At 57.4% G+C, this 15,603-nt stretch carries 14 protein-coding genes; 4 read left to right on the top strand and 10 right to left on the bottom strand.

Translation table 11 applies throughout. The features are described 5' to 3' along the window. Positions 1-172, bottom strand: a 172-nt coding sequence (locus BMZ01_RS11035; RefSeq protein ID WP_425304780.1) for a transposase-like zinc-binding domain-containing protein, incomplete at its 3' end; no start/stop codon positions are given. Between the two features lie 422 nt (positions 173-594). On the opposite strand from BMZ01_RS11035, the gene BMZ01_RS08230 reads away from it, so the two are divergent. Beyond that, positions 595-1,368 (top strand): tetratricopeptide repeat protein, encoded by a 774-nt coding sequence (locus BMZ01_RS08230; protein WP_092286317.1) that lies wholly within the window; start codon positions 595-597, stop codon positions 1,366-1,368. An 87-nt stretch (positions 1,369-1,455) separates the two neighbouring features. Here BMZ01_RS08230 and BMZ01_RS08225 read toward each other — a convergent pair whose 3' ends face one another. Both BMZ01_RS08225 and BMZ01_RS08220 read right to left on the bottom strand, forming a co-directional pair. Further along, positions 1,456-4,002: a DEAD/DEAH box helicase gene (locus tag BMZ01_RS08225; RefSeq protein WP_177180120.1), complete on the bottom strand. Its 2,547-nt coding sequence runs from the start codon at positions 4,000-4,002 to the stop codon at positions 1,456-1,458. A 71-nt stretch (positions 4,003-4,073) separates the two neighbouring features. Further along, a complete protein-coding gene (locus BMZ01_RS08220; protein ID WP_092286316.1) occupies positions 4,074-5,159 on the bottom strand; it encodes a PAC2 family protein in 1,086 nt (361 codons plus the stop codon). A 322-nt stretch (positions 5,160-5,481) separates the two neighbouring features. Here BMZ01_RS08220 and BMZ01_RS08215 point away from each other — a divergent pair, with 322 nt between their 5' ends. Then, positions 5,482-6,612 carry a DUF4192 domain-containing protein gene (locus BMZ01_RS08215; protein ID WP_092286314.1) on the top strand — a complete coding sequence of 377 codons (1,131 nt, stop codon included), beginning with the start codon at positions 5,482-5,484 and terminating at the stop codon, positions 6,610-6,612. 80 nt (positions 6,613-6,692) lie between these two features. On the opposite strand, the gene BMZ01_RS08210 is transcribed toward BMZ01_RS08215, so the two are convergent. The 7 genes from BMZ01_RS08210 to BMZ01_RS08180 form a co-directional block, all read right to left on the bottom strand. Further along, a complete protein-coding gene (locus BMZ01_RS08210; RefSeq protein ID WP_092286312.1) occupies positions 6,693-7,058 on the bottom strand; it encodes a GtrA family protein in 366 nt (121 codons plus the stop codon). Positions 7,059-7,585: 527 nt separating this feature from the next. Next, positions 7,586-8,569 (bottom strand): UDP-glucose 4-epimerase GalE, encoded by a 984-nt coding sequence (gene galE / locus BMZ01_RS08205; protein ID WP_092286310.1) that lies wholly within the window; start codon positions 8,567-8,569, stop codon positions 7,586-7,588. A gap of 82 nt (positions 8,570-8,651) precedes the next feature. Beyond that, entirely contained in the window at positions 8,652-9,332 is a 681-nt protein-coding gene (locus BMZ01_RS08200; RefSeq protein WP_092286308.1) for a metal-dependent transcriptional regulator, read from the bottom strand. Between the two features lie 231 nt (positions 9,333-9,563). Further along, positions 9,564-10,559 (bottom strand): sigma-70 family RNA polymerase sigma factor, encoded by a 996-nt coding sequence (locus BMZ01_RS08195; RefSeq protein WP_092286306.1) that lies wholly within the window; start codon positions 10,557-10,559, stop codon positions 9,564-9,566. Positions 10,560-10,762: 203 nt separating this feature from the next. After that, positions 10,763-11,185 (bottom strand): D-aminoacyl-tRNA deacylase, encoded by a 423-nt coding sequence (gene dtd / locus BMZ01_RS08190; RefSeq protein WP_092286304.1) that lies wholly within the window; start codon positions 11,183-11,185, stop codon positions 10,763-10,765. 2 nt (positions 11,186-11,187) lie between these two features. Further along, on the bottom strand, positions 11,188-12,762 hold the full coding sequence (locus tag BMZ01_RS08185; protein WP_092286302.1) for a DUF7782 domain-containing protein: 1,575 nt from the start codon (positions 12,760-12,762) through the stop codon (positions 11,188-11,190). Continuing rightward, positions 12,755-13,162, bottom strand: coding sequence for a DUF3099 domain-containing protein (locus BMZ01_RS08180; RefSeq protein ID WP_092286300.1), 408 nt, complete (start codon positions 13,160-13,162; stop codon positions 12,755-12,757). The genes BMZ01_RS08185 and BMZ01_RS08180 overlap by 8 nt, the downstream gene beginning before the upstream one ends. Positions 13,163-13,210: 48 nt before the next feature. On the opposite strand from BMZ01_RS08180, the gene BMZ01_RS08175 reads away from it, so the two are divergent. Together BMZ01_RS08175 and BMZ01_RS08170 are read left to right on the top strand one after the other, a co-directional pair. Beyond that, positions 13,211-13,462: a DUF3039 domain-containing protein gene (locus BMZ01_RS08175; protein ID WP_092286298.1), complete on the top strand. Its 252-nt coding sequence runs from the start codon at positions 13,211-13,213 to the stop codon at positions 13,460-13,462. Then, positions 13,459-15,168, top strand: a complete 1,710-nt coding sequence (locus BMZ01_RS08170; protein ID WP_092286296.1) for a DEAD/DEAH box helicase — start codon at positions 13,459-13,461, stop codon at positions 15,166-15,168. Before BMZ01_RS08175 ends, BMZ01_RS08170 begins: the two co-directional genes overlap by 4 nt. Positions 15,169-15,603: the final 435 nt, after the last annotated feature.

The raw sequence follows: 15,603 nt of genomic DNA, 5'->3' as shown, positions 1-15,603 counted from the left end.
AGGAGTGGAACGCCTGAAAATAATGGGCGTTAGTGGAGTCGGTGCGGTTGCGTGTGGTGGAGACACCACAGTTGGGGTCTTTGCACCGCCAGCGGGTGGTGCCTTTAGTGGTGGTGCCATTTCTTCTCATTTGCCCAGCGCATAGGGGGCATTGCGGTCGGTTTTTGATCACTGGGAAAGCACACCAAACCGCGCTTAGCACATGTGGGTGCCATTCCGGTGGATTTAACGTTGAAGTTGCGGATATAAGCCCCGGAACCTAATAAAACCCGGATTTACATACCCTGACCAGCTACAACGCCGAAATTTGAGCACACATTTTGCTACTTAACCCTATGCCGCGCCTTCTTTCACACTATGCGGGGGTAGCTAGGGGTACACCCAGCTGAATAACTCCTAAACCCACGTGGTCGAACTCTCATGCAATCCTCAAGCTTCAGCCCCAAACCCCGGGGTTTCTAGGCAAAACTCGTACTACCACACTACTTTTCCTAAGGGTTCGCTAAACGGCCCAGAATAGTGCTGCTGACCTGGGGTAACCTGAACAGGCATTTCCTAAACGCCCCTCATCACCATCCCGGAGTGTCGTAGCCCATGGATAACCAGAGTTTCCTCAACCCGCCGGAAGATTCCCACCTCCAAGATCCCCAGCATATCAGCGAACTTGCTGAGGATTTCGCTTACTCCGGCAGCGAGGAAGCACTGAGCGAACTCGTAGAAGCCCAACTTCAGGCCGGCTACTTTGATGCCGCCCGCGAGGCGATCGATAGCTACCTCGCCAACCACCCGGATTCAGCTTATTGGGCAGGGCGTCGCGCCATGACCTACGACTATGAAGGCCGCGGCCGCCAAGCCCTGGGGGCTGCCCGCCAGCTGCTTCGTGATTACCCCAACCACCCCGATGCAGAACACGCTGCCTCGGTGATTGTGCTGCGCGATATTCAGCACAACGCCAGCCGCAATGCGGCCGGCGAGTTGGCCTTTACCAACCAGCACCAGTGGAATTACGCCATGCGTCAACTTCAGATCGTGCAAAATATTCGCTGCGAACAAGATGACATTATCGATGGCTTCCGCAATATCAGGGCAGCCCTGGAATGGTCCCAACAAAAAGTCTGGCGCGGCCCCAAGGGAATCGCAGGTGTTATTAGCGCCATCCTGCTGTTAGCCATTGCCGGTGCCGCACTCTATTTCGCCTGGGACTACTACGAGTACATCGGTGTCGCCGTGGTCGCACTGGTGCTCATCTGGGCACTATGGGTAGCTATCGAGCATTTCTACCCCAAGGGCATGACGCTTGATGCCTACCGCTTCGGCGCCCAGGGCAGGGCCACCGGCATGCAAAGCGCCACACCACTTACGGCGTAATAGCCAACTAAAAAACCCGCAGCGCGGCTGGCGCACCAACCACGCGTGCCGCGCTGCGGGGGTTTTCTGCTTTCTACCCAGCTCTGATTAGTAGTCCAGATGCAATTCGCTCAAGCGAATCTCACCGGCCTCATCACTGGCATCCAAATCAATAATGCCGCTTAAGGCAAAGCCACGCTCATCCTTCGGGTCCTTCATAATCTGACGAACCTCCCAATGGCGCTTATCCGGGGTGTTCTGCTTCAAGATGAAGTACTCGGGGCCACGAGCAGCCGGGCCAGTATCCATATCGTCATACTCATCAAAATAAGCATCCATGGCCGCCGGGAAGTCCGGGATGTCCTCCAGGTATGCCAGCTCTTCTTCTAAGGTTTCTTCCTTCTCATAGGCAAAGAGCTGTACCAAACGGAACATGTAATTGCGGATCATGATGATAAAGGCACGGCGGTTCGCCGTTAGCGCATTCGGGTCTTCCACCCCGAAGGCCAATTCGCGTTCCACAATGTCCTTGGATACCGGGGCATCCGGGTCGGCCATGCGCATCCACTCATCCACCAAGGAGGAGTCCACCTGCTGGATAAGCTCACCGAGCCAGATGATAATGTCCTCAATCTCATCATTGAGGTACTCCGGGGGAATTGAGTGCCCCAGCGTGCGCCACGCATCCGTTAAGTAGCGCAGCACCACACCTTCAGAGCGCGAAAGCTTATAGGTGGCAATCAAATCCGAGAAGGTCATGCCATGTTCGATCATGTCGCGCACAACCGACTTCGGCGAAAGCTCAAATTCTTGTGCCCAAGGATGCCCCTCCACATAGGTTTCGTAGGCAGCTTCTAGCTCCTCGCGAAGCGGCATCGGCCAGGTGACTTCCTCAATCAGCGCCATCCGCTCGGTGTACTCCACACCATCAGCTTTTAAGGCCGCCAATTCCTCACCACGAGCATGGGACTGCTGGGCTAACAGTACTTGGCGTGGGTCATCCAAAATCGCCTCAAACACACTGACCACATCAAGGGCATAAGTATCAGATTCTTGATCCAATAGGCTCAACGCCGCCAAGGCAAAAGGCGCAAGCGGTTGGTTCAAAGCGAAGTCACGCTGCAGCTCCTCGGTCAGGTGATAGCTACCTTGGTCACTATCTTCATCGCGGGCAATAATCCCGGCGTTTAAAAGCCCGCGTACGAGCTCTAGGGTGCGCAGAATATCCTTATTCTGCTTCGCACGGGGATCATGATTGCTGCGCAGCAAATGCTTGAAATGCTCATAGGCATCCCCACCACGGGCCACCACATTAAGCACCATGGAGTTCGACACCTCAAAGTGAGATTTCAACGCCTCCGGTTCCTGGGTGGTGAGCTTTTCATAGGTCTTCTCACCCCAGGACACATCCCCAGGCCGTGCTGATTTCAGGCGTAACTTCTTCAGCCTCTTCGGATCCGTGCCGGCGCGTTCACGCAGCCGCCAATTCTCAATCTCATGTTCTGGGGCTTGAATCACCACCGTGCCCTTGGTGTCATAGCCAGCACGCCCAGCGCGCCCGGCGATCTGGTGGAACTCCCGGGAACGCAAAATACGTTGGCGGGTGCCATCGTATTTCGCCAAGCTCGTCATCAACACGGTACGAATCGGCACATTAATACCCACACCCAGGGTGTCGGTACCGCAAATAACCTTCAGCAACCCAGTCTGGGAAAGCTTTTCCACTAGCCGTCGATACTTCGGAAGCAGCCCCGCATGGTGCACACCGATGCCGCGACGCAGCAGCTTTGATAATTCCTTGCCGAAGGTGGTGCTAAACCGGAAATCCCCAATCTCCTCAGCAATCCGCGCCTTTTCTTCCTTGCTAATCAGCTTCAGCGAAGCCACCCCCGCAAGGGCTTGTGCCCGCTCAATGGCTTGGCGCTGGGAAGGATGCACCACATATACCGGGGCAAGATCCTTTTCCACTAATTCTTTAATGGTCTCTTCCACCGGGGTGTACACATAGGAAAACTCCAGTGGCACCGGGCGTTCACTACCAGCCACCAAGTTCGTCTCTCGGCCCGTGCGCTCACTTAAGTCCCGGGATAACGCAGTGGTATCACCCAAGGTGGCGGACATCAGCAGGAACTGTGCCTTGGGAAGTTCTAGTAGTGGTACCTGCCAGGCCCAGCCGCGGCTGGGATCAGAGTAGTAGTGGAACTCATCCATAATCACCTGATTAATATCGGCATCCGCCCCATTGCGAAGCGCAATATTGGCCACCACCTCAGCGGTAGCGCAAATAATCGGAGCCCCGCCATTGACGGTGGCATCACCGGTCATCATGCCCACGGATTCAGGGCCGAAGATATCGCAGAGCGCGAAAAACTTTTCGCTCACCAACGCCTTAATCGGCGCGGTATAGAAGCTGCGCTGGCCCCTGGCCATCGCAATAAAGTGCGCCGCAATGGCCACCATGGACTTACCTGAGCCGGTGGGGGTGGCGAGGATGACATTATCGCCGGCAAGGATTCCCAGCGCTGCTTCTTCCTGTGCTGGGTAGAGCTGGATACCTTTGGTTTTGGTCCAGTTCAGGAAGGAATCGAAGATGGATTCATCGAAGTAGTCTTCCGGTACTTCACTTAGGTCAGGCAGCATCTGGGTGAGGTTCACACCACCCGAGGGTACTAGGGCAGAAAGAAAAAAGGGCGGGGTGCCCCGTTCAAGGGCAACCCGCCTAGAACCTAGCTATCTTGGTTCGAGCCATTGTGATCATCGGAAGCTCCAGGATCCTCAGCATCACGAGGGCTATGCGCAGAAGACTCTGCTTCCGCATCATCCGCGGAGGTGGACTCCACATCAGATTTCTCAAAGCTCATCGTGGGATCCTCAGAGTCCACACCGGCGAGGAACTCCTCGAAAGCCTTACCAATCTCTTCTGCATCCGGAACATTGCGGTCCTCTGCAGCCAAAGCCTGCTGGCGGCGGTGGCGTTCGGCTTCCTCGTCATATTGCTGCTCTAAGGCATGCACCACATGTTGGATCTCGCGGGAGTCTTCCATTTGCTCCTGCATTTGCTGCGCCACGCTCTGGCAATCAACCTCCAGCACACTCAAAGGCAGGTTCAGGCCTGTGTGCTCCTTGACTGCCTCTAAGAGCCGCAGCGTGGCTTCTGGGTAGGGAGAAGCCGATACATAGTGCGGTACGTGCGCGGTATAGCCGGCAACCGAACGTTTCCGGTCATTGAGCCACTTCTCAATAAATAGCGAAGCCGAACCCGGCACCGTGAAATGCGAATCGAAGGTCGTTAGATCCTTCATCAACGCCGGATCGTTGCCGTGGGCGGAAATCACCATCGGACGGGTATGCGGCACCGTCATCGGTGCGGAGTACAAGCAGATCGTGCGCTGAACATTAAAACGCTCAATCAGATCACCCACCGCATCGGTAAAAGCCGACCAACGCAGGTCCGGTTCCGGGCCTGCCAGTAGCAGGAAGGGGGCACCATCAACATCGCGGACCACATGCAGCTCAAGGGAAATGGGGGAGATGTGCTTAACTCCGCCGATCTCCACCTGGGTGGCGGGGCGGCGCGAACGATAATCCACTAATTCGTCGTGGTTGAATACCGCCAGCGGACTATTATCCAGAGCCGCCAAAAGGTGGCTGCTACCTAAGTCAATGGCCTGCCCAGCATCTGCATAGCCTTGCATAGCGATAACTAGGGTAGGGCCCTGGGGCTTCGAGTCTTCGTGACCGTTAGCGGCTAGTGAGCGCACTTCGGGGACGGGGTACTCGAGTTCATACATGTTCCGGTGGTGGTCCTGCATGTCATCTCCTCCTGTCTCCATCAATCGGTGCAACAACGTTGGACTTCTAAATAATCCCACTCGAACGTGCCATAGCTACAACTTTCTTCACCACCCGCATAGCGAGCACTACGCTAAGCGGCGACCGCCTGCACACTGCAGTGTGCAAGTTGTATAAGATTGCTGGAGACCATAGCCGTAGGGGCCAAGTCTATCCTGTTTGCTCCACCAGGTTGTGAATAAAACAGTGTTGGCGAGCCAAAACACTGGTTTTATCCACAGGTGAGGCGGATTCTGGCGCCTAGGGCTGGTCCGAATCACCGATGTCCATAACTGTGGAGGTATGACAACAGCACAGATTTGTTCACCGGGTGGGGTGCTGGCCAATATTCCAGGAATATTGGGTTTTTACCCCACAGATTCCGTTTTGCTCGCAAGCTTCGCTAAGTTCCGCGGCTCTGAGGACAACCACGCCCTCACCTCCGTGGTTCGAGTAGATACTGGAGACATTCCGCGACTCGATCTCGCCTATGAATCCATTAGCTCTCAGCGGACCCCCGACTTGGTGCTCATTTATTTAATCTGCCCCACCTCGGAGCGGGATGCCTTGGCGAAGAGTCTTTGGCAGAAGCTACAAAGCTTGGATCTGCCTTCTCCAGCGATGTGGCATGTCGAAGAAATTAAATACGAGGAGCGTTATCAACTAATGCTCCCGCCCAATGAATCCTATGAGGCCTATTCCGACATTTGGCGTGGGGGAATACTTCCCCGAATCACTGAGTCGGCGACGATGAGGAACCTGATTATGGAAGACGAACTACCTGCAGTCAGCCGCGAAGAATTGCTTAAGATCTACTCCCAAGACCGCAGCATCGAAGGCTTTGATGAAGAACAAGCCGAGATGCGCGCCTATACCCTCGGGTGTTTGGTGGAGAACTTCCCGGAAGCCTTCTCAGTGCTGGACTATCTCATCCCGGTACCGGGCATCGGCATGGCGGTCAGCGCACCGCTGGATTGGGATGAAAAGAAAGACCGCAAACCAGATTTCGGGCCGCGGGCTAAAGAAGATGCCCATGTGCTCGCCCACGATATTTTCTCGGCTATTGATCGCGCCGAAAACGAAGACTTCGATAAATTCTGTGGCGATATCCAAGCCATGACGCTCGGCGCGCTGTGCTGCATGGACCATCGCTTAAGCAATGTGGTTCTCTTCGCCACGGATAATCACATTCGCGGTGTCGGGGATTGGATGCTGGCAGTAGCCAAAACCACCGGTGGGGCGATCCGCGCCCGCGCGCTGACCCTTTACGCGCATTCCTGCATTGGTCGTGGTCTTTCTTCCTTCGCGCTGTTTACGGTCAAACTGGCCTTGGAGTTAAACCCAGACGATATGTTGGCGCGTACCCTATGGAAGCTGCTCAACTTGGAAGATCGTGGCCAAACCATTGATCCTCGTTACCTAGGCGACTTCTAGTACGCGCCCTAGGAAAACGAGAAGCATCCTCGCTGCGGTGCCATGTGGGGGCATCGCGGTGAGGGTGCTTTTATTGTGCCTTACTTAAATACCCACAGCTTCTGAAGCAGGAAATTCACCACTGTTGCGACACCCTGTGACACCACCCAGGAGATTTGCAGATAGTACGCCCCGGTGTAGGTAGATCGGCAGGCCCAGTCAACGATCACGGCCAGGGTGAAGCACAGGGAATAAACAATAGACGCGCGGATGATCTCCCTACGTGACCTATTGCCATTAAAGGTGAACTTGCTATTGAGGATGTAGGCGAAGGTGCTGCCGGCGATATAGCTGCCTGCCCTACTGAGGCTGGGAAGTACGCCCAAGGAGAGCAAGACCCAGCGCGTCCCATAATCGACGATGGCGCCGCCTATGCCGATGAGGAAAAATCTTTTAATTTCTTCCAAGGCAGTCTAGAACCAACGAGTTTGATACCACCACTTGCCATCGTTATGGCGCTCGCAGGGAACCTTTAAGTTTATAAACATGAATGGATTGTCTTGGCCGGAAGCAAATGCGCAGGCAGGATAACTGTCGTACGGACCATGCCAGGAGCCGGCGGCGCTAGCAGTCGGCGAAGACATGGCGGATGTTGCAATAGCTGCAGCCACTATGATTGGTAGGTATAGTTTACGATTTTTCATCGTAGGCTCTCCTTGTCTTGGGAACTCAATACAGACGTGAGCATATCAAGCCACGGGCTCTTATACGATTCCGCACGGTCGCTGTTAGAGCAGCGAGGGGCAAGACACGGACGGGCAGGTGTGGCGGGAGCGCAGGAAAGGTGGCGCGGAATGCGCAATTGGCCGGGCAAGGGTGCTAAGACCGAGTGCGGAATGCGCCCAACCGCCTCCCCAACCAGGCCACCAACCAAAAACATCGCAACACCCCTTAGGCCTTAAGAAGTGTTGCGATGTTAAAGAAAGGTCAAGCCCTAGGCTTTGGCGGAATGTGCCTTATCGCCGAGGTTCTTGGTGAACTCCCAGGCATCAGCCACGATGGTGCTCAAATCGGTGCGCTCCGGGTTCCAACCCAGCTCCTTGATGGCTTTCTCACAAGAAGCAATCAACTGTGCTGGGTCACCGGCACGGCGCGGAGCGATCTCGGCCGGAATCTCATGGCCGGTGACCTTGCGGCAGGTATCCACCACTTCCTTCACGGAGTAGCCATCCCCGGAGCCAAGGTTGAAGATGCGGTGCGTGCCAGGCTTATTGCTTTCCAGGGCGAGGATATGTGCTTCGGCGAGATCCACAATGTGGATGTAGTCGCGAATGCAGGTGCCATCTGGGGTGGGCCAGTCATCGCCGTAGATGGAGATCTTCTCGCGGTGGCCTAAAGCCACCTGCAAGATAATCGGGATGAGGTGCGTTTCAATAACGCGGTTTTCACCTACCTGGCCATAGGCGCCGGCCACATTGAAATAGCGCAAGCTGGTGGCCCCAAAATCATGGGCCACGCAGTAGGAGCGGATAGCGTGGTCGATGGCAAGCTTGGTTGCCCCATAAGGGTTAGTCGGGGCAGTGGGGTGGGTCTCGGTGATCGGAACCTCATCGGGTTCCCCATAGGTGGCGGCGGTGGAGGAGAACACCAGGTTCTTCACCCCATGGGTGCGCATGGCTTCCAGGAGTGCCAAGGTGGCGCCCACATTATCGCGCCAATACTCTTCGGGCTTTTCTACGGATTCGCCGACCAGGGAGCGTGCGGCGAAGTGGATGACTGCATCAAACCCCCCTTCACCAAGAACCGTGCTGGCATCGGTGGCCACTTCACCTTCAATAAAGCGGGCTTGGGCAGGGACGGCGTCGCGATTACCGGTGGACAGGTTGTCCAAGATAGTGACGTCGTGGCCTCGTTCGATCAGGATGGTAGAGCACACGCTGCCGACATAGCCGGCACCGCCCGTTACGAGGAGTTTCACGATAGTCCTTCCAGGGCCGCTACTGCGGACCTGCGTCAGAGCAGCCCCATAAGTTGTGGGTGTAAAAGGGGGGTGGAACTATTTAGTTTTCAGGCGCAACGCGCACTGCGTGGCAGAGGTCGTAGCAGAGCTGGACCTCTTGATCGCCGCGGCGGAGCGCGATGCGGCCGTCATCATTAATCACGGTCACGGTTTCACCGACGGTCATCCCGGCGGCATAAAGCTCACGGAATTGTTCGGCGTCTACCTGAAGAATTTCATTAAGCTGCACGATGCGTGCCGGGGTTTCTCCCTCGGGAAGGTCAATCACACGCACACCGATCTCACCATCGGGGCGCTGGTCCACACCAAGTTCATCTAAGGCCGGAATCGGGTTACCGAAAGGCGAACGGGTGGCATCGCCTAAGAGCGCAACAACACGCTTTTCTACCGCATCGCTCATCACATGCTCCCAGCGGCAGGCTTCATCGTGAACCTGGTGGATATCCAGCTTCAGGATGTCGGTAAGCAGGCGCTCAGCCAGGCGGTGCTTGCGCATCACGGCGGTGGCTAGGTGGCGGCCCTGCGGAGTCATCTCGAGGCTACGATCTGGGCGCACGATAACAAGGCCATCGCGTTCCATCCGGGCTACGGTTTGGCTCACGGTAGGGCCCGACTGCTCCAGACGCTCAGCAATGCGGGCGCGCAGCGGAGTAATGCCTTCTTCTTCGAGCTCATAGATGGTACGGAGGTACATCTCCGTAGTATCGACCAGATCTTTCACGTGGGATCAACCTTTCATCCGAGATTCCGTGACCCCAGGTGGGCAAACCACCCAGGGGGTAAAACAACCGCGCGCAGTCCCTACTGCGCCAGCCGCCGATACCGCAGAATTGTATACGGTCGGCGGCTGCTTAGTGGCGAAAAACAATATCAATAGTCAGGGTGAGTGTTAGGTGAGTCCCAGGTCATGCTTGGGTACTGCTTCATGCGTGGCTAGTGCAGAGTATAGGCCCTAGAGGGCGTACTCACGAAGTTTATCTGCGCGAGCCCCGTCACGAAGCTTCGCCATCACTTCCCGTTCTATTTGGCGCACACGTTCACGGGAGAGCCCGAACTTACGGCCAATCTGATCCAAGGTGCGCGGCACCCCATCATCAAGGCCATAGCGCAAGCGGATGACATCCTGTTCGCGCTGCTCCAACGTCGCGAGCACCGCACGGATATCGGAGTGGCGAAGCGAAGCAACCACCGCGGTTTCCGCGTCGGTGGCTTCGGCATCTTCAATGAAGTCACCCAAGGGAGCTTCTTCATCCGCACCGACCGGCATATCCAAGCTCACCGGGTCGCGGGATTGGCGAAGGAGTAGCTCAATCTTGGATTCTTCGATCCCGGATTCTTCGGCGAGTTCCTCATTGGTGGCTTCGCGGCCGAGGTGTTGGTACATCTCGCGTTTAATGCGGGAAAGCTTATTGACCTGCTCCACCAGGTGCACAGGCAGGCGGATGGTGCGGGATTGATCCGCCATGCCGCGGGTAATGGCCTGCCGGATCCACCAGGTGGCGTAGGTGGAGAATTTAAAGCCCTTGGAGTAATCAAATTTCTCCATGGCGCGAATCAGCCCCAAGTTGCCTTCTTGGATAAGGTCCAAAAGCGGCATGCCGCGCCCGGTATAACGCTTCGCCAGGCTCACCACCAGGCGCAGGTTGGCTTCCAGTAGGTGCGAGCGGGCTTTGCGGCCCTGCTTGGCGAGGATCTTCAGGTCGCGTTTCTTAGCGCGGGTGAGTTTCACCTCGGGGTCTTCGAGCAGGTGGGCGGCGTATAACCCAACCTCAATTTGTTGGGCCAGTTCGACCTCGTCCTCAGCGCTTAGAAGCGCGGTTTTGCCGATCCCATTGAGATACACCCGCACCAAGTCGGCAGCGGGATTATCATTCGTGTGCCCACGGCGGGAGCCACGGTCACGTTCCTGGTCATCGGCGTCGAACTCTCGCGGGGACGGATTCGTCATGCTGGCCTCCTGGCTTGGGTTTCTCGCCTCTATCTACTGCTGCAACGCCGCATCTTGGCGATAAGTTCCCCAACCCCCACAGACCCCCACACCATCTCACCCCGAAAAGGGGGATTGGCTTAGCTCACTCGAGACCCTGGGCCCCACGGCGGGCACAAAAGCTTAAAGGTAAGCAGTGTGGGCCACGGTATGCCGCACCTGGTTTAGCACTCCACGAGTACCGTAAACGGACCCTCATTCACGCTCGCCACCTTCATCATGGCGCCGAATCGGCCCTGTTCCACCGGAATGCCGCGGGCTTTCAGCCCTTCGGCGATTTTCTGGATCACTGGTTCCGCAACCTCACCGGGAGCAGCATCCGACCAAGAGGGGCGTCGCCCCTTCGCGGTGCGCCCGTGCAAGGTGAACTGGCTTACCAACAGCACCGGGGCGTTAAGGTCGCTGACGGATTTTTCATCTTCCAAGACCCGCAGCTCGGCGATCTTCCGCACCATGGTCTCCCAGGCTTCCGGGGAGTCTTCGCGGCCAACCCCAACTAAGGCGAGTAGTCCATCGTGGATCTCGCCGACGATTTCTCCTTCTACTTCTACGGAAGCGGAACTCACGCGGGTTAAAACGGCCTTCATGCTTATCCTTCTAGTAGCTCGGCGGGGATGATCATGCCGTGGCGTAGTAAATCGGTGGCGGCGGCGCGCACCTGATCAGCCACGGCGTCTTCATCTGCCTTATGGCTTAGGCAGTACATGGAGACAATATCGCGCAGCGGTAGGCCCTGCGGGTGCATAGCGCTCAAGATGTCCTTTAAGGGGCGATCAATCTCGTGGCTAAAGCGTGGGCCTTCGGTGCGGGTAATCCGCAGCAGGGTTTCGCCAAAGCCCATGTGTTCGGGGTCGAATTCGCTAGATGGGGGATTGGCCATAAAGATTTCTTCTAAGGCCAGGCCGGGGCGAAGCTGGTAGGTGGCATCAAGGGGATCGTGGGTGCTCAGCCATTCGGAGCGTAGGAAGTACTCCTCGATTTCGGGGCCGAGTTCATCGGTGAAAGATTGGGGGAGTTCCTCGGCAAGTACGCGGGAGGGTTCATCATCGGCGAGGCGTTTCAGTGCCACATAGCCAAAACCAATGCCGCGGACCTCGGAGTTGTGGAAGTGCTCCAGCCAGCTTTGGGTGCGCACATCGGATTCGCCGGTGCGCGGGTCGAGGGATTCATCGCGTAACCAGGTGCCTACGTAGTGGGCGGGATCAGCGATATCGCGTTGCAGGATCCAGGCATCCACGCCGTGGTCCGGGATCCAGGAGGCAACGCGTTGGCGCCAGGGCTCATCGGTGTGGATCCAGGCGGCTAACAGGTGTGCGGTGCCGCCTTCGCGGAGGTGTTTCGGGGCTTGGGAGACCACCAGGCGGGACGCTTCATCGAGGTTAAGGCCGGAATCGCGGTAGATATGGCCGACTTCGGGAAGGCCCACCACAAAAGGTGGGTTGGCGAGGATGCGTTCGAAGGTGCGGTGTTGAACAGGTTCGAACCAGGGGCCACTGAGGATCTCAAGATCCGGGGGAGTATCGGCGGCAGCGAAGGTGGCGCGGGCTAGGGCTAGGGCACGTGGGTGAATATCGGTGGCTGTGATGTGCTGGGCGTTAGTCCATTGGCCAAGGGCTTGTACCCCAGAGCCGGTACCGAGATCCAGGACGGAGTCCACCTCGGAGGTGGGGGTGGAGCGCAGCAGGGATAGGCTGGCGGCCCCTACGCCAAGGACGTGGTCTGGGCCAGGGACGTGGCCGGCGACCATGGCGGCATCGGCGTCGGAGAAGATGAGGCGATCATGGCCATTAATAATGTGCGGGCGGATATCTAGGCGGACGCGGTATTCCTGGTCCACGCAGCGGCCACAGACGTGGTTGTCATCGCCGAGGGGTTCATCGGGGTTAATGGCGGCAGAAAGTAAAGCCTCGGCGAGCTCGTTGCCGAGGACGCGCTCAAAGTCGGCTTTGGGGGCCGGGTCGCGGATGAGGAAAAGCCGGATGAGGATATCTAGGTCGCTATCACCGGAGGCACCCCAGCGCACGGCAGCGGGTTCGCCGCGGTGAAGGGCACGGGTGAGTTCTGGGCCGAGGTGTTCGCGGATGGCATCGGAGGTGAAGTTGAGTTCTTTAAGGCGGGTGGCAAGGGGGCGGGCGAGGGCGGCGATATAGGTGGGTTTAGTCATCTTCTTCGTCGATAATTTCGGGTTCAGGGGAGGCAGAAATTACCCCGGCTACTCCCGATTCGAGCTGCTGGGTCATGCTCTCCTGCCATTCGCGATAAGCCGCAGGTTTGTAGACCGCTGGGGTACGCCGATCTCGGGGTTTGCCATGGCCATTGGCAATCACCACGGAAATCCAGGGCAAGGGGATGGAGATGATAAAGAAAATCATGGACAGCAGCCAGTTTTCCATCCACACATAAGCAATGGCGGAAAGCGCAAGGAAGGGAAGACGCAGCCCCTGGAGGATGGCGTAGACCTTCTCGCGGTGGTGGCGATCCTGGGCGGCGGTGACAGGAGCGTCCGTGATGAGGGCAGCGTTGCGGCGCTTTGACCCTGGTAACCAGTGACGTTCCTTACTCATGACTAACAAGGGTAGACCCCTAAGTGGTCGAGGTTCTATGTGTGGTGCATGATGGGGGGCGTGAATACGAGTACGAAGACTATCGAACGCCCCGATGTCCGCGAGGACCAAAGCACAGACAACGATGCCCCGAAGTTCTTCCACTACGTAAAGAAAGACAAGATCGTGGACTCCGCGATCTCCGGGAAAATGGTGGTGGCGCTTTGCGGCGAAACCTTCCCGGTGCGCAAGCAGGCGAAGCCGGGTTCGCCGGTGTGCCCGGATTGTGAGCGGCTGTATCGGAGCCTGCGCCGCAAGTGAGTAATCAACTTCGTGCGTGGCAGCGCAAAGCACTCACGAAGTTCTTGGTGAATAAACCGCAGGACTTCCTGGCCGTGGCTACCCCGGGTGCGGGTAAAACAACCTTCGCCCTGCGGGTAGCCACTGAACTGTGTGCCACCCGCACCGTGGATCGCGTGATTGTTGTCGTACCCACCGAGCACCTCAAAGTGCAGTGGGCGGAAGCCGCCGCGCGGGTGGGTTTGGCGCTGGACCACAATTTTTCTAACTCCTCGGCTTTTAATCCGGCCTATGACGGGATCGTGGTGACCTATGCGCAGGTGTCGCTGCATCCGTGGAAGCATCGGCAGGTAACGGATGCCAAACGCAGCCTGGTGATCTTGGATGAGATTCACCACGGTGGGGATACCAAGAGTTGGGGTGATGGGATTCGGGAAGCCTATGGGGATGCCACGCATCGCTTGGCCTTGACCGGTACCCCCTTTAGGTCTGATGATTCGGCGATTCCCTTTGTTCGCTATGAAGAAGATGGCGAAGGGCACCTGGTCAGCAAAGCCGATCACACCTATGGCTATGCCGATGCTTTAGCTGATGGTGTGGTGCGCCCGGTGGTGTTCTTGGCGTATTCCGGGGAGGCGCGGTGGCGCGATAGTGCCGGGGAGGAATATGCGGCACGCCTTGGGGAGCCGCTGAATGCGGAGCAAACCACGCGCGCCTGGAAAACCGCGTTGGATCCTCAGGGTGAGTGGATTCCGGCGGTGCTGGAAGCGGCGCATACGCGCTTGTTGCAACTACGGCGCAATATCCCGGATGCCGGTGGGCTGGTGATTGCGACTGATACCAAGACGGCGCGGGCCTATGCGCGGATTCTAAAGGAGCTTTCTTCCACCCCGGTGGCGGTGATCTTGTCTGATGAGCCGGGATCCTCGGAGCGGATTAAGGAGTTTTCTGCCTCCAAGGATGAGTGGATGGTGGCAGTCCGCATGGTGTCTGAAGGTGTGGACGTGCCGCGCTTGGCGGTAGGTGTGTATGCCACGAGTGCCTCGACGCCGCTGTTTTTTGCGCAAGCCATTGGGCGTTTTGTGCGTTCGCGGATGCCGGGGGAGACCGCGAGTGTGTTTTTGCCTTCGGTGCCGGTGCTTTTGGATTTGGCGGCGAAGTTGGAGACCAGCCGCGACCATGTGTTGGGGAAGCCGCATCGCGAAAAAGAAGGGTGGGATGATGAGGCGCTCGCAGAGGCGAATCGGGAGAAGAATGAGCCGGAGCTAGAGCGCGGCTATGAGTCTTTGGGGGCTGAGGCCGAGCTGGATTCGCTGATTTATGATGGCTCGACCTATGGGACCGCGACGATTGCGGGTTCTGAAGAAGAGGCGGACTATTTGGGGTTGCCGGGGCTGTTGGATGCCGAGCAGATGCGGGCGCTATTGAAGCGGCGGCAGACCGAGCAGCTGAATGCCCGCGAGGCGGAAGAGAAGAAGCGCCGGGAGGAAGAAGAGGCGCGGCGCAAATCTGAGGGGAATCAGGCTGCGGCGGCGCGCGTGGCCAGTGAAGAGATTCCGCAGTTGCGCAAAGAGCTCAATGCCTTGGTGTCGATTAATGCTTCGCGGACGGGGCGGCCGCATGGGGCGGTGCATATTGAGGTGCGCCAGGCCTGTGGGGGACCGCCGACGGCGCTATGTAGTGCGGAGCAGTTGCGCGAGCGGATTAATTATTTGCGGAAGTGGTAGGTGCGGGGTGCCGTGGTGCTGAGGCTGTGCGGGTGCGGGGTGCTGGGGCCTTGGGGTGCTGGGGTGCTGGGGCCCTGGGGCCTTGGGGCCTTGGAGCTAAGCGGCTGGGCTGTGAATCTGGGGCTGAAGCAGGTGGCTTGAACTATAAAGTGTTCAAAGTCACCTTTCTTAGTTTCAGGTTTGCGCGTTGCCCTAGCGCGGCGTGAAAACTATTTAGGGGAAATATAAGAATTTACTTTAGGTGCGAGCATGCTGCGGGTGGGTCAACGCCAGGGAGTATAAGAAAAGATGCCTCGGCTGGCCGCGCGATACTGAGGTTTTCTGTAAATAGGCCTGTGGCCTGGGAAAATATAGGCACTTTCGGGGGTTGAGGGGTGTCTAGTTGAGGTGCCTTGGAACGTGGTTGACCTTTATGCTTGCGCAGTGGGTTGAACT

Origin of the sequence: Corynebacterium spheniscorum (genome assembly GCF_900113445.1) — a bacterium.
Classification (GTDB): Bacteria; Actinomycetota; Actinomycetes; order Mycobacteriales; family Mycobacteriaceae; genus Corynebacterium; species Corynebacterium spheniscorum.
This window is presented reverse-complemented; position numbering and strand designations above follow the sequence as displayed.